Origin of the sequence: Kitasatospora sp. A2-31 (assembly GCF_022288725.1) — a bacterium.
Lineage (GTDB): Bacteria > Actinomycetota > Actinomycetes > Streptomycetales > Streptomycetaceae > Kitasatospora.
Genome location: NZ_JAKNTA010000001.1, coordinates 589,151 through 601,351, shown reverse-complemented (window position 1 = coordinate 601,351; position 12,201 = coordinate 589,151). Strand labels below are relative to the sequence as shown.

Here is a 12,201-nt window from a genome sequence, read left to right as displayed (position 1 = left end):
CAGGGCCCGCGTCGTCTTCCGGACCGGGCGGGGCGCCGGGTGGCCGAAAACCTTCGCCGGCACGGCCGGAACAGTGACGTGCCGCCGCTGCCCGGCGCCTCCGGCCGGGTTTCGGCGCGGGCGGCCGATCCGAGCACTGGTCAGTGCCCACCAGGGGTGGCCGAACGTTCCGGAGAAAATGAAAACGGTCGTCACGAGGTCTCATGCCTGTAACACAGTCAAGGGGCCGACCGGTATACGGTTTCGATCGCTAATCGGCCATTCCGTGGCATGCATCTGTCATTCATGACGCGTTTGCTGCCACGATTCCTCCGGCTGCAGACGAGGGGGCCCCACCCCCCGGTGCGGCTGTCACAGGTCAGGAACAGCGCGCCCCTACGGAAATCGTTCCACCCTGCTCCGCAACCGCACCCGCGCCGTACACCGGCGGCGGGGGCCCCCACTGAGCCGCAACCCTGCGGCCAGGTTCTCTCCACCGCACGCGAACCCGCGCCGGTCGGAAAAGGAGTCCGCATGTCCCGCTACACCCAGGCCCGGAAGGCGGCGGTTGTCATGGCCGCCACCACCGCGCTGCTGGTGACCGGCTTCCCGGTCATCGCGCAGGCGGCCACCCCGGACGCGCCGGCGGCCGTCGCCGCCCAGCAGGCCAGCCGTGCCGAGCTGCTCTCCTCGGCGACCCAGCAGTCCGCCTCCCTCGCCCAGACCCTGGGCCTGGGCAGCGAGGAGAAGCTGGTCACCAAGGACGTCGTCCAGGACGCCAACGGCGCCCGCCACCTGCGCTACGAGCGCACCCTCAACGGCCTGCCGGTGCTCGGCGGCGACCTGGTGGTGCACCAGGCCCCGGGCGGTGCGACCACGGGCGTGGACCGGGCCAGCAGCGCGGCGCTCACCGGTGTCAGCACGACTCCGAAGCTGGCCGCGCCGGCCGCGCAGTCCGCCGCGCTGGCCGCCGAGTCGGGCTCCGCGGTGGAGAGCGCGCCGCGCCTGGTGGTCTGGGCCGCCGACAACAACCCGCGGCTCGCCTGGGAGACGGTCGTCTCCTCGACCGAGGCCGACGGCACCCCGAGCAAGCTGCACGTGGTCACCGACGCGACCTCCGGCCAGGTCATCCAGAAGTTCGAGGGCGTCCAGACCGGCACCGGCAAGGGCGTCTTCGTCGGCAACGTCACCATCGGCACCACGCAGTCGGGTTCGACGTACCAGATGAAGGACGGCGCCCGCGGTGGGATGTACACCACCAACCTGAACCACGGGACCTCCGGCACCGGCACCCTGTACAGCAAGTCCACCGACAGCTGGGGCGACGGCACCGCCGCCAACAGCGAGTCCGCCGCGGTCGACGCCCACTTCGGCGTCGCGGCCACCTGGGACTACTACAAGAACACGTTCGGCCGCAACGGCATCCGCAACGACGGCGTCGGCGCCTACAGCCGCGTCCACTACGGCCAGAACTACGTGAACGCGTTCTGGGACGACAGCTGCTTCTGCATGACCTACGGCGACGGTGACGGCAACACCCACCCGCTCACCGAGCTCGACGTCGCCGGCCACGAGATGAGCCACGGCGTCACCGCCGCCACGGCGAACCTCAACTACTCCGGCGAGTCCGGCGGCCTGAACGAGGCCACCTCGGACATCTTCGGCACCATGGTGGAGTTCTACGCCAACATCCCGACCGACAACCCCGACTACCTGATCGGTGAGTTGATCGACATCAACGGGAACGGCACCCCGCTGCGCTACATGGACAAGCCGTCCAAGGACGGCCAGTCCGCCGACGTCTGGAGCTCCACCGTCGGCAACAAGGACGTCCACTACTCCTCGGGCGTCGCCAACCACTTCTTCTACCTGCTGTCCGAGGGCAGCGGCGCGAAGGTCATCAACGGCGTCAGCTACAACTCGCCGACCCAGAACAACATCACCGTCACCGGCATCGGCCGGGACAAGGCCGCCGCGATCTGGTACCGCGCGCTGACCACCTACATGACCTCCACCACCAACTACGCCGCGGCCCGCACCGCGACGGAGAAGGCGGCCACCGACCTGTACGGCGCGGGCAGCGCCGAGCTCACCGCGGTCGGCACCGCCTGGGCGGGCGTCAACGTCGGCACCGTGCCCCCGAACCCGGGCGGCGTCACCGTCACCAACCCGGGCAACCAGAGCACCAAGGTCGGCACCGCGGTCAACCTGGCCATCAAGGCCAGCGGCGGCACCGCCCCGCTCAGCTACTCGGCCACCGGCCTGCCGGCCGGCCTGTCGATCAACGCCTCCACCGGCGTGATCACCGGCACCCCGACCACCCTGGGCACCTCCAACGTCACCGTGACCGCGAAGGACGCGGCGAACAAGACCGGGACCACCAGCTTCACCTGGGCGGTCACCGACACCACCAGCACCTGCACCCCGGCCCAGCTGCTGGGCAACGCGGGCTTCGAGTCGGGCGCGGCCACGCCGTGGACGGCCAGCAGCGGCGTGATCGACAACAGCTCCTCGCAGGCCGCGCACGGCGGGTCCTGGAAGGCCTGGCTGAACGGCTACGGCTCGACCCACACGGACAGCCTCTCCCAGACGGTCACCATCCCGTCCGGCTGCAAGGCCACCCTCAGCTTCTACCTGCACATCGACACCGGTGAGTCCGGCTCGACCGTGTACGACAAGCTGACCGTGACCGTCAACGGCACCACGCTGAAGACCTACTCCAACGTGGACGCCGCCGCCGGTTACCAGCTGCGCACCTTCGACCTGTCGGCCTACGCGGGCCAGACGGTCACCCTGAAGTTCAACGGCACCGAGGACTCCTCGCTGCAGACGAGCTTCGTGATCGACGACACCTCGATCGCCACGAGCTGAACCCGGCCGGCAGGACCGGCTGAAACCAGGTGAGACAGGGAGCAGGGCCCGGCAGCACGGCTGCCGGGCCCTGCGTCGTGCGGTCCCGCCGCCCGACCGGCTCCTCTTTCGACGCCGGGCGGCGTCGTCCTCGCCCGGGCCACCGGGACGGCGTACGATCACGGCGTCCTCGGACACGGCACGACCCGCCCACGTCACCACCCACGCCACCGTCACCGTGCACCCGCACCCGTCCGACAGGGCCTCCGCATGAAGCTGATCACCGCGATCGTCAAGCCGTTCAAGCTGGACGAGGTCAAGAACGCGCTGCAGGCCGTCGGCGTGCACGGACTGACCGTCACCGAGGCCAGCGGGTACGGGCGGCAGCACGGGCACACCGAGGTCTACCGGGGCGCCGAGTACCGGATCGACCTGGTGCCCAAGGCCCGGATCGAGGTCGTGGTGGAGGACGAGGACGCCGAGCGGGTGATCGAGGAGATCGTCCGCGCCGCCCGCACCGGGAAGATCGGCGACGGCAAGGTCTGGTCGGTGCCGGTGGAGACCATCGTCCGCGTCCGCACCGGCGAGCGCGGCCCGGACGCCGTGTAGCCTCCACGGTCCCGGGTGGGCCTGACGACCGGTCGGCCCGACCGCGGGTCCGCCGCTAGGGCCGGTGTGCGCCGCGCAGGCCGGGGACCTGCTGCCAGGCCTCGTCGGCGGCGATCTGCTGCCACCGGGCCAGGTCGATCGGCGGGCTGGACCGGGTCCGGTGCGGGTTGAGGGACGGGTCGTCGGCGTCGTGCATCGTGCCGTTGTGGACGGCGAGTCCGACCCGGGTGCCGTCCGGGTACGGCGTCCAGATCCGGTAGGTGGTCCAGCCGGTGTCGGCGCTCACCAGCACCTCGACGATCTGCGGGGCCGGGCCGGGCCCGCCGGCGGTGGTGCAGCTGTACCCGGCGGCCCGGGCGGCGTCGGTGCGGGCGCCGCAGGAGGGCGCGGTGGCGCCGGAGGCGGGGCCGTGCACCTCGACCGAGACGGTGGCGGCGCCCTGCCCGTCGTCGTACCTGGTCCAGAGCACCGCGTCGGTGGCCGGGTCGAGGGTGAGCTGGTCACCGCCGGCCTCGGCGTCCAGCGTGGTGCCGGGGCCGATCAGCCGGGCCAGGGTGTCCTGGAGGGCGGCGCGTTGGCGCTGCCGCAGCTCGTCCTGGTCGGAGGCGGCGCGGGTACTGGCGGAGCCGTCGGTGGGGGAGCCGTCGGTGGGTGAGCCGGCGGTGGGTGAGCCGGCGGCGGTCGGGGCGGCGGGGCCGGCGCTGTGGACGAGCGGGTCCGGCAGGCCGGTCAGGGTGACAGCGGCGGCCAGCGTGAGTACGGCCGCCGCGGAGGCGGCGGTGGCCAGCCGGCGGCGCCGGCGCAGCACGCGGCCGCGCCGGGTGGCCTCGGCGAGCATCACGGCGACCGGCGGGTGCAGGTCCTGGACGCTGCCGACGAGCAGCCTGCCGAGGTCGTGTTCGAGGTCCGGGTGGAGGTCCGGGTGGAGGTCCGGTTCGAAATCCGGGTCGGGGGCCAAGGCGGGCTCCTGGTCGGGTCGGGTCGGATGCGGCGGGGCGGGGCTGTGAGGGCTGCGGGCTGTGAGGGCTGCGGGCGGCGGGCGGCGGGGCCCGGGTTCAGGGCCGGAACAGCAGCTCGCGGTCGTCCGCCAGGACCTCGCGGAGCCGGGCGAGCGAGCGGGTGGAGAGCCCCTTGACGGCCGCCGGGGTGGTGCCCAGCATCTCGGCCACCGCCTCGATCGGGTGGTCCTCCAGGTACCGGAGCACCACCACCGCGCGGTTGCGCGGCGGCAGGGTCCGCAGCGCGGCCACGAGGGTGAGCCGCAGGTCGCTGTCGGCCGCGGGGTGGCCGTCCGCACCGGCCGGGGCCTCCGGCAGGTCGCCGACGGCGATCTCGCCGGAGCGACGCAGCCGGCGGTGCGACAGGTAGCAGCGGAGCAGCACCTTGCGGGCGTAGGCGTCGAGCGCCGGCTCGTCGTCTCCGCGGCGCAGCCGGCCCCAGACCGAGTACATCTTGGCCAGCGTGGTCTGGACGAGGTCCTGGGCCTGGTGCCAGTCGCCGCACATCAGATAGGCGACCTGGAAGAGCCGCCCGGCCCGATTGGCCGCGAACTCCTCGAAGTCGCCCGCCCTGTCCATGCCGCCCCCCGTGGTCGTCCGTGGCCGTCGCCGATCGCCGTCCGTAACCACGCCTCGGCCGGAGGGAAAGTCGCACACGAGTTTCCGGAGCTGCAGAAACGTTGCTTCCAAGGCCTTGACGGGCCCCCGCTCCGACCCTAGGTTCAGCGCTGCAAGTTTCCCGCAAGTTTCAGCAAGTTTTCACGCGCGGTACCCCAGGCTGCCCCCACCCCAGCCCCCAGGAGACAACGTGGTCACCACCGCCCCCGTCCGCCGGCCTGCCAGAGTGGTCGGCGCGCTGACCGCCTCCGCGGCGCTCGCGCTCTCGCTCACCGCGGCCCTCGGCGCCGCCCCCGCCGCCCGGGCCACCCCGCCGGCCAACGGAAAGGACGTCACGGCGACCCTCTTCGAGTGGCGATTCGACTCCGTCGCCAAGGCCTGCACCGACACCCTCGGCCCCAAGGGCTACGGCTTCGTCGAGGTCTCGCCGCCCCAGGAGCACATCCAGGGCAGCCAGTGGTGGACGTCCTACCAGCCGGTGAGCTACAAGATAGCCGGGCGACTCGGCGACCGGACGTCCTTCAAGAACATGATCGACACCTGCCACGCGGCCGGCGTCAAGGTGATCGCCGACTCGGTGGTCAACCACATGTCGGCCGGCTCCGGCACCGGGACCGGCGGCACCGTCTACAGCAAGTACAACTACCCCGGGTACTACCAGGACTGGGACTTCCACTCCTGCCGCACCGCGATCAGCAACTACGGCGACCGCGCCAACGTGCAGAACTGCGAGCTGGTCAACCTCTCCGACCTGGACACCGGCAGCGCCTACGTCCAGCAGACCATCGCGAAGTACCTGGACGACCTGGCCTCCCTGGGCGTCGACGGCTACCGGATCGACGCGGCCAAGCACATCGCCGCCGCCGACCTCGCCGGCATCAAGGCGAGGACGGCCAACCCGAACGCCTACTGGGTGCAGGAGGTCATCTACGGCGCCGGCGAGCCGATCCAGCCCTCCGAATACACCGGCACCGGCGACGTGGACGAGTTCCGCTCCGGCACCTGGCTGAAGAGCGCCTTCCAGGGCGGCCGGATCGCCGATCTCGCGTCCTGGGGTTCCGGGCTGCTGCCCACCGACAAGGCCCGCACCTTCGTCGACAACTGGGACACCGAGCGCAACGGCTCGACCCTGACCTACAAGGACGGCTCCGCCTACACGCTGGCCAACGTCTTCATGCTGGCCCACCCGTACGGCGCGCCCAACGTCTACTCCGGCTACGCCTTCACCGGCCACGACGACGGCCCGCCGAACGGCGGCACCGTCAACGCCTGCTACAGCGACGGCTGGAACTGCACCCACGCCTGGCGGCAGGTGGCCAACATGGTCGGCTTCCGCAACGCGGTGGCGGGCACCGGCATCACCAACTGGTGGTCCAACGGCAACAACGCGATCGCCTTCGGCCGCGGCGGCAAGGGCTTCGTGGCGATCAACCGCGAGTCCGGGCCGGTCACCCAGACCTTCCAGACCTCGCTGCCGGCCGGCTCGTACTGCGACGTCCAGCACGGCGACCCGGCCGCGGGCGGCTGCACCGGCGCGTCCTACACGGTCGGTTCGGACGGGCGGTTCACCGCCACCGTCGGCGCCGGCGACGCGGTGGCCCTCCACGTCGGCGCGCCCGGCGCCTCCGGTACCCCGCTGACCGGCGGCGCCTCGTTCGCGGTCAACGCGACCACCGTGTTCGGGCAGAACATCTACGTGGTGGGCAATACCGCCGCCCTCGGCGGCTGGGACACCGGCAAGGCCCTGCCCCTCTCCTCCGCCTCGTACCCGGTCTGGAAGCTGAACGTCTCGATGGCCGCCGGCACCGCCTTCGAGTACAAGTACATCCGCAAGGACGCCTCGGGCACGGTGACCTGGGAGTCCGGTGCCAACCGGTCCGCGACGGTGCCGGCCTCCGGCTCGGTGGCGCTGAACGACACCTGGCGCAACTGACCCGCCCGGGACCCGCGGCCCGCCCCGCGGACGCGGCCCGGCCGACGGCCGCCCCTGCACACGACGGGGCGGCCGTCAGCCTGTTGTGCCGGTGGTTCGCTCGGGGGAGTGGCTTCGCGGGGTTCAAACCCCCGGGTCGGGTGAACGCTGCCAGCATCGCCGCATGAGCACCACCCCCGTCGTCCTCGACATCGAACTCTGCGGCGGCCGCTGGGACGGCCACCGCAAGCGCGTGAACGCCGCCGCCCCGCCGCCCTCCCTGCGGATGGTGCTGCGGGCCGAACTCCCCGTCACCGAGGCGGGCGAGTACTGGCCGACCACCAGCGTCTACCTGCTCGACGTGGAGGGCGGCCGGCGGCGCTACCGCCACTCGCACGACGACTAGGACGAGTAGATCCGATGTGCCAGCGGGCGAGGTCTCGAGAGCGCGCGTTTGGAGGGCTGGCCAGGCCACATCGGCCAACCGCTTCGCCGTTAGGCTGCGGTGAGTCAACCGAGGCCAGGAACAGGAGGCGCCCATGACGGTCGAGCAACGGTGGCCGTTGGACGAGACTCCGTGGCCCGAGCGGGCCACTCTGGCCTACGGCGAGTTGGTGGAACTGACGACTCCGCATCCACCCATACAGGAGCTGGGCTGGCTTGGGCCGGAGATCGTGGGCAGCCGCGGTGTGATCGTCGCGTGTGTCATCGAGCAGGACGAGCGCGACGGCTACGTCGGACCGTTCTACTCGGTGGAGACCGAGGACGGCAGCCCCTGGAGGCTACGGCCAGAGTTCCTGATTTCGCGGGGAAGACTTCATCCCGACATGCCGCCCCGCTATCGCAGCGACCTGCCCGAAGGAACCCGCGTCCGAATCCACATCGAGTCGGACTCCTTGAGCGAGACGACGGCTGTCGGGGAGATCACCGGGATCTGGTGGACGACATCCCTGGAGCCGCCGAAGGGCTACATCGTGGAGGTTGGTGGGTACTCCCACTGCGTGGCCCCAGGGCAGACCGAGGTTCTCTGACCCGGCGAGAGCCTGCCTGCGGTCATTTCCGGATGCCGTCAGTGGTCGAACTCGATCAGCGAGCGGCTGACGGGTGCGCCGGTCTGGTTGTTGTGCCAGATGGCAGTGGCCATCGCCAGGACTCGCTGGGCCACCCGAATCGCGACGCCCTCGAAGGTCCGCCCGCCGTATTGTTCCAGGTCAAGCTGCCCTTTGAGGGTGTCGTTAACCGACTCGATGAGCTGGCGGACCTTCTTGAGCATCGGCTCGCCGAACCGCTTCTTCTCGCGCTTGAACGAGGGGCGAAGCAACTCGATTCCCAGGTCGGCGAGTTCCTGTTCGAACGCCTTGGAAGCAAAGCCCTTGTCGGAGATGAGCACAATGCCCTCACGCCGAGCGACCAGATCGGCGTCGACTTCGAGCATCGCGGCCAGCACCTCCCGCTCGTCCAGCTTCGGGTTGTCGGTGAGCAGAGGCGGGCGGCCCAACCATCGCGTCCCTCCGATCCCGTCGTCGATCTTCACGTACAGTGCGGTCAAGAGGGTGTTCAGGTCGGTCGTCACAAGCTGATCTTGGATACCCTCGGCCCTTCGGCGGGGCGGAACTTCGGATCTACTCGTCTAGGTTCTGTCCGCGCGATCATGAGCGGAGCCAGATGACCAGTGCGGCGACCGTGACTGTGCCGAGGAAGACGTAGACGCGTTTGTCGTATCTGGTCGCGACGGCGCGGAAGTTCTTCAGCTTGTTGATCGCGCGCTCGACGACGTTGCGCTTCTTGTATCGCTCCTTGTCGAACCCGGGCGGCCGACCGCCGGCGCTTCCCCGCTTGCGGCGGTTGGCTGCCTGGTCGGCCTTCTCGGGGATGACGTGTCGGATCGCTCGTCGCCGCAGGTAACGGCGGGTGCGCCGGTTGCTGTACGCCTTGTCGGCACTGACGCTGTCGGGCGTGGTACGGGGGCGGCCGGTCGTCGGACGTGGAACCCGGATCTTGTCCATGACGGGCTCGAACTGGGTGCAGTCGGCGCGCTGCCCCGGCGTGATGACCAGGGACAACACCCGACAGCGACCCTCCGCACTCAGGTGGATCTTGGTGGTGTGGCCGCCCCGGGAGCGTCCGAGGGCCTCGCCGGCCGCACCACCGCCACCAGGCAGTTGAACAGCTCCGTCCACATCCGAGCATTCCTGATCGCGTGCGCGGCGCCCCCTTTGAGGACCGGCGGCGCATGGCGGGCTCCGGCCGCGTGGTGGTGCGCGCGGATCGACGTGGAGTCGACGGAGATGTCCCAGTCGATCCCACCGGCGGCATCCGACTCCGCCTGGACCCGCTGAAGCAGGCGCTCCCACGTCCCGTCCGCCGACCAGCGGCGATGCCGCTCATGGACCGTCTTCCACGAACCGTAGCGCTCCGGAAGGTCCCGCCACGGCACGCCCGTTCGCGTCCGGTACAGGATGCCGTTGATCACCTGCCGATGGTCCCGCCACCTGCCACAACGCCCGTTACTCACCGGCAGCAGCGGCCGAAGCCGCTCCCACTGGCCGTCAGTCAGATCACCCCTACTCCCCATAGTCGTATCAACGACTCAACTGATCGGCAGGACACGGCCTAGGGCCGGCGGCGCCGGCGGCCGGTCCGGGCCCGCGCGCCCCGGTCTCGGCGGCGTGCGGCGCGGTCCGGCGCCCGGTCTCCGCTGCGCGGCCGCGCGCCTCAGCCCCGGCCGATGTACGGCATGGCGGTGGCCATCACGGTGGCGAACTGGACGTTGGCCTCCAGCGGCAGCCCGGCCATGTGCCGGACCGTGCGGGCCACGTCGGCGACGTCCATGGTGGGCTCGACCGCGACCCGCCCGTCGGCCTGCCGCACGCCCACGCTCATCGCCGCCGTCATGTCGGTCGCGGCGTTGCCGATGTCGATCTGCCCGCACGCGATCCGGTACGGGCGGCCGTCGAGCGACAGCGACTTGGTGAGCCCGGTGACGGCGTGCTTGGTCGCGGTGTAGGCGATCGACTGCGGGCGCGGCACGTGTGCCGAGATCGAGCCGTTGTTGATGATCCGGCCGCCCTGCGGGTCCTGGGCCTTCATCTGCCGGAACGCGGCCCGGGCGCAGAGGAACGCCCCGGTCAGGTTGAGGTCGACCACCGCGCGCCACTCGGCGACGTCCAGCTCGTCCACCGGGGTCGGCGCGCCGAAGGTCCCGGCGTTGTTGAACAGCAGATCGACCCGGCCGAACCGCCCGGCCGCCGCGGCGAAGAGCACGTCCACCGCCTCCGGGTCGGTGACGTCGGTCGGCACCGCGACCGCCTCGGCGTCCGGAGCGGCCGCCCGGCACCGGTCGGCGGTCCCGTCGAGCGGCTCCTCGCGCCGCCCGGCGAGCACGAGCCGCCAGCCGGCGGCGGCCAGCTCCACGGCCACGGCGCGGCCCACCCCGCTCCCGGCTCCGGTGACGACGGCGATCTGCTGGGGCATGGCGGTCTCCTCGGACGTGGTGCGACGGGCGAGCCGATCGTGCCCGATCCGGAGCGCGGCGTCACTGGTGCGAGGGCCCGAACCGTGGCGGCCCCGGCACCGTTCCGGTTGTGCTCCCCGCCGTCCGGTGGGGGCCGGGGCCTGCCGGACGGCGGGCCGGGTCGGACCCTTTACCGGATCGGGAACAAACATTGGATTGCCGCTGGCGGTAGCGCAACCGGCTTGACGCGAGTCACGTCATAAGATCGCAGGGCGGCGCGCCCCCGCGAGGGACGGCGCGCCGGTCCCCGGGGCCGCGGACGACGTCGCGCCCCGGTCATGTCCGGCCCCACCCGGGGGCCGCCGTCCGGCTCCCGAGGGGAGCGGGCGTGACACCGGTCGGAGAGTCCTCACCGTGCAGCCGCAGTCCACCCGAATCCGCGCCGTGCTGACCGGCGCCGCCGCCTTCACCCTGGCCGCCTCGTTGGCGGCCTGTGGCAGCACGGACGGTAGTGAGAAGGGGGACTCCGCCAAGGGCGGCGGCGCGGGCGCGACCGGCGCGGCGGCCTCCGGCGCTCCGGCGGCGGGCGGCAGCGGCTCCGCCGCGGCACCGACCGCCACCCCGACGCCGACCCCGACGGCGAACCCGGCGAGCAAGGTGCTGATGCCGACCGGTCCGGCCGCGCCGATGACCAAGGCCCGGGACACCGCTGCCGGTGCGATCATGGTGACCACGCTGAACGGGCTGAAGTCCGGCGTGTCCGGCAAGGTCTGGATCTGGCTGCCGCCCGAGTACAACGACCCGAAGTACGCCAAGACCGGCTTCCCCGTCCTCACCCTCTACGCGGGCGGCCAGAGCAACGGCTACAACACCTGGACCGACAACCAGCTGCCGATCCAGGAGGAGAACGTCGCGCTGGTCAAGGCGGGCAAGGCGCACCCGTTCATCATGGTCATGCCGGTGCAAAACTTCACCGCCGACGAGAAGAACGCCCTGGACTGCTCAGACATCCCGGGCCAGCCCAAGATGGGCACCTGGATGGCCGAGGACATCCCGGACTTCGTCCGAGCCAACTTCCGCACGCTCAAGGGGCGCGACGGCTGGGGCGTGATGGGTGCCTCCACCGGCGGGTTCTGCAGCGCGAAGCTCGCCCTCCAGCACCCGGACAAGTTCAAGGCCGCCGTGCCGATCGACGGCTACTTCAACCCGGACTCGGGGCTCTGGAAGGGCCACGAGACCGAGCGCCAGGCCAACAGCCCGGACGTGATGGTCTCCCAGGGCAAGGCCGACGTGAAGATGCTGGTCACCGCCGGCGGCGCCAACCCGTACGAGACCAAGCTGGTCAAGGCCTGGGTCGCCAAGGCCGCGCCGCCGCTCTCGCTGGAGTACTACGAGCAGCCCGGTGGCAAGCACCTCACCAGCGACTTCAAGAAGATGATCCCGGACACGCTGCAGTGGTTGTCCAAGAACCTGGCGGGTCCGGAGAGCGACTGACGCTCCACTGCCGTGCGGTGCCCCGGCGCCGCGTGCGACGCCCCGGTGGTCGGCTCTGCGCGGGCCGGCCACCGGGGCGTCGGCGTTCCCGCGGGCGTTCCCCGCGTCGCTCCGGCGACGTCCGGCGGGGTGCGGCGGGGTGCGGCGTGCTCCGGTGTGGTGCGGCGGGGTCGGCATCGCAGGGCGGCGGGCGCGAAGCCTCCGCAACGCGCTGACCTGCGCGTCAATCGGACATTGATTCATGCCTGATCGACTGTGGTCACTGTGGTGGGACTGCAATCCGCCGC

Annotated in this window: 11 protein-coding genes and 1 pseudogene; 6 read left to right on the top strand and 6 right to left on the bottom strand. The window is 71.3% G+C overall.

Annotation, left to right across the window (positions count from 1 at the left end; all coding sequences use genetic code 11):
• Positions 1-513: 513 nt before the first annotated feature.
• Both MCM47_RS02685 and MCM47_RS02680 read left to right on the top strand, forming a co-directional pair.
• Positions 514-2,850, top strand: a complete 2,337-nt coding sequence (locus MCM47_RS02685; protein WP_238740556.1) for a M4 family metallopeptidase — start codon at positions 514-516, stop codon at positions 2,848-2,850.
• A gap of 249 nt (positions 2,851-3,099) precedes the next feature.
• Positions 3,100-3,438 carry a P-II family nitrogen regulator gene (locus tag MCM47_RS02680; protein ID WP_238740554.1) on the top strand — a complete coding sequence of 113 codons (339 nt, stop codon included), beginning with the start codon at positions 3,100-3,102 and terminating at the stop codon, positions 3,436-3,438.
• 55 nt (positions 3,439-3,493) lie between these two features.
• Here MCM47_RS02680 and MCM47_RS02675 read toward each other — a convergent pair whose 3' ends face one another.
• A complete protein-coding gene (locus MCM47_RS02675; RefSeq protein WP_238740552.1) occupies positions 3,494-4,396 on the bottom strand; it encodes a hypothetical protein in 903 nt (300 codons plus the stop codon).
• A 97-nt stretch (positions 4,397-4,493) separates the two neighbouring features.
• Entirely contained in the window at positions 4,494-5,015 is a 522-nt protein-coding gene (locus MCM47_RS02670; RefSeq protein WP_238740550.1) for a SigE family RNA polymerase sigma factor, read from the bottom strand.
• A gap of 229 nt (positions 5,016-5,244) precedes the next feature.
• Between MCM47_RS02670 and MCM47_RS02665 the strand changes: the two genes are divergently transcribed.
• The 3 genes from MCM47_RS02665 (at position 5,245) to MCM47_RS02655 (ending at position 7,997) form a co-directional block, all read left to right on the top strand.
• Positions 5,245-6,987 (top strand): carbohydrate-binding module family 20 domain-containing protein, encoded by a 1,743-nt coding sequence (locus MCM47_RS02665; protein ID WP_238740549.1) that lies wholly within the window; start codon positions 5,245-5,247, stop codon positions 6,985-6,987.
• Between the two features lie 163 nt (positions 6,988-7,150).
• Complete coding sequence (locus tag MCM47_RS02660; RefSeq protein ID WP_238740547.1) at positions 7,151-7,372, top strand: hypothetical protein; 222 nt, start codon at positions 7,151-7,153, stop codon at positions 7,370-7,372.
• A gap of 133 nt (positions 7,373-7,505) precedes the next feature.
• Positions 7,506-7,997, top strand: a complete 492-nt coding sequence (locus tag MCM47_RS02655) for a hypothetical protein (protein ID WP_238740545.1) — start codon at positions 7,506-7,508, stop codon at positions 7,995-7,997.
• 38 nt (positions 7,998-8,035) lie between these two features.
• On the opposite strand, the gene MCM47_RS02650 is transcribed toward MCM47_RS02655, so the two are convergent.
• From MCM47_RS02650 to MCM47_RS02640, 4 genes and pseudogenes are all read right to left on the bottom strand, one after another.
• Positions 8,036-8,539 carry a hypothetical protein gene (locus MCM47_RS02650; protein ID WP_238740543.1) on the bottom strand — a complete coding sequence of 168 codons (504 nt, stop codon included), beginning with the start codon at positions 8,537-8,539 and terminating at the stop codon, positions 8,036-8,038.
• A 76-nt stretch (positions 8,540-8,615) separates the two neighbouring features.
• Positions 8,616-9,320 (bottom strand): IS5 family transposase, encoded by a 705-nt coding sequence (locus MCM47_RS02645; RefSeq protein WP_308222273.1) that lies wholly within the window; start codon positions 9,318-9,320, stop codon positions 8,616-8,618.
• Positions 9,321-9,367: 47 nt separating this feature from the next.
• A pseudogene (locus MCM47_RS41545) lies at positions 9,368-9,541 on the bottom strand (transposase); the annotation flags it as partial.
• 140 nt (positions 9,542-9,681) lie between these two features.
• Positions 9,682-10,440 (bottom strand): SDR family oxidoreductase, encoded by a 759-nt coding sequence (locus MCM47_RS02640; RefSeq protein WP_238740541.1) that lies wholly within the window; start codon positions 10,438-10,440, stop codon positions 9,682-9,684.
• A 394-nt stretch (positions 10,441-10,834) separates the two neighbouring features.
• On the opposite strand from MCM47_RS02640, the gene MCM47_RS02635 reads away from it, so the two are divergent.
• Positions 10,835-11,914, top strand: coding sequence for an esterase family protein (locus MCM47_RS02635; protein ID WP_238740539.1), 1,080 nt, complete (start codon positions 10,835-10,837; stop codon positions 11,912-11,914).
• The last annotated feature ends 287 nt before the right edge of the window (positions 11,915-12,201 follow it).

What these genes read in the sequence shown, in the direction of transcription:
- MCM47_RS02680 (WP_238740554.1), top strand. Translation starts at nt 3,100, where the DNA reads ATGAAGCTGATCACCGCGATCGTCAAGCCGTTCAAGCTGGACGAGGTC.
- MCM47_RS02640 (WP_238740541.1), bottom strand. Translation starts at nt 10,440, where the DNA reads ATGCCCCAGCAGATCGCCGTCGTCACCGGAGCCGGGAGCGGGGTGGGC.
- MCM47_RS02670 (WP_238740550.1), bottom strand. Translation starts at nt 5,015, where the DNA reads ATGGACAGGGCGGGCGACTTCGAGGAGTTCGCGGCCAATCGGGCCGGG.
- MCM47_RS02655 (WP_238740545.1), top strand. Translation starts at nt 7,506, where the DNA reads ATGACGGTCGAGCAACGGTGGCCGTTGGACGAGACTCCGTGGCCCGAG.
- MCM47_RS02685 (WP_238740556.1), top strand. Translation starts at nt 514, where the DNA reads ATGTCCCGCTACACCCAGGCCCGGAAGGCGGCGGTTGTCATGGCCGCC.
- MCM47_RS02660 (WP_238740547.1), top strand. Translation starts at nt 7,151, where the DNA reads ATGAGCACCACCCCCGTCGTCCTCGACATCGAACTCTGCGGCGGCCGC.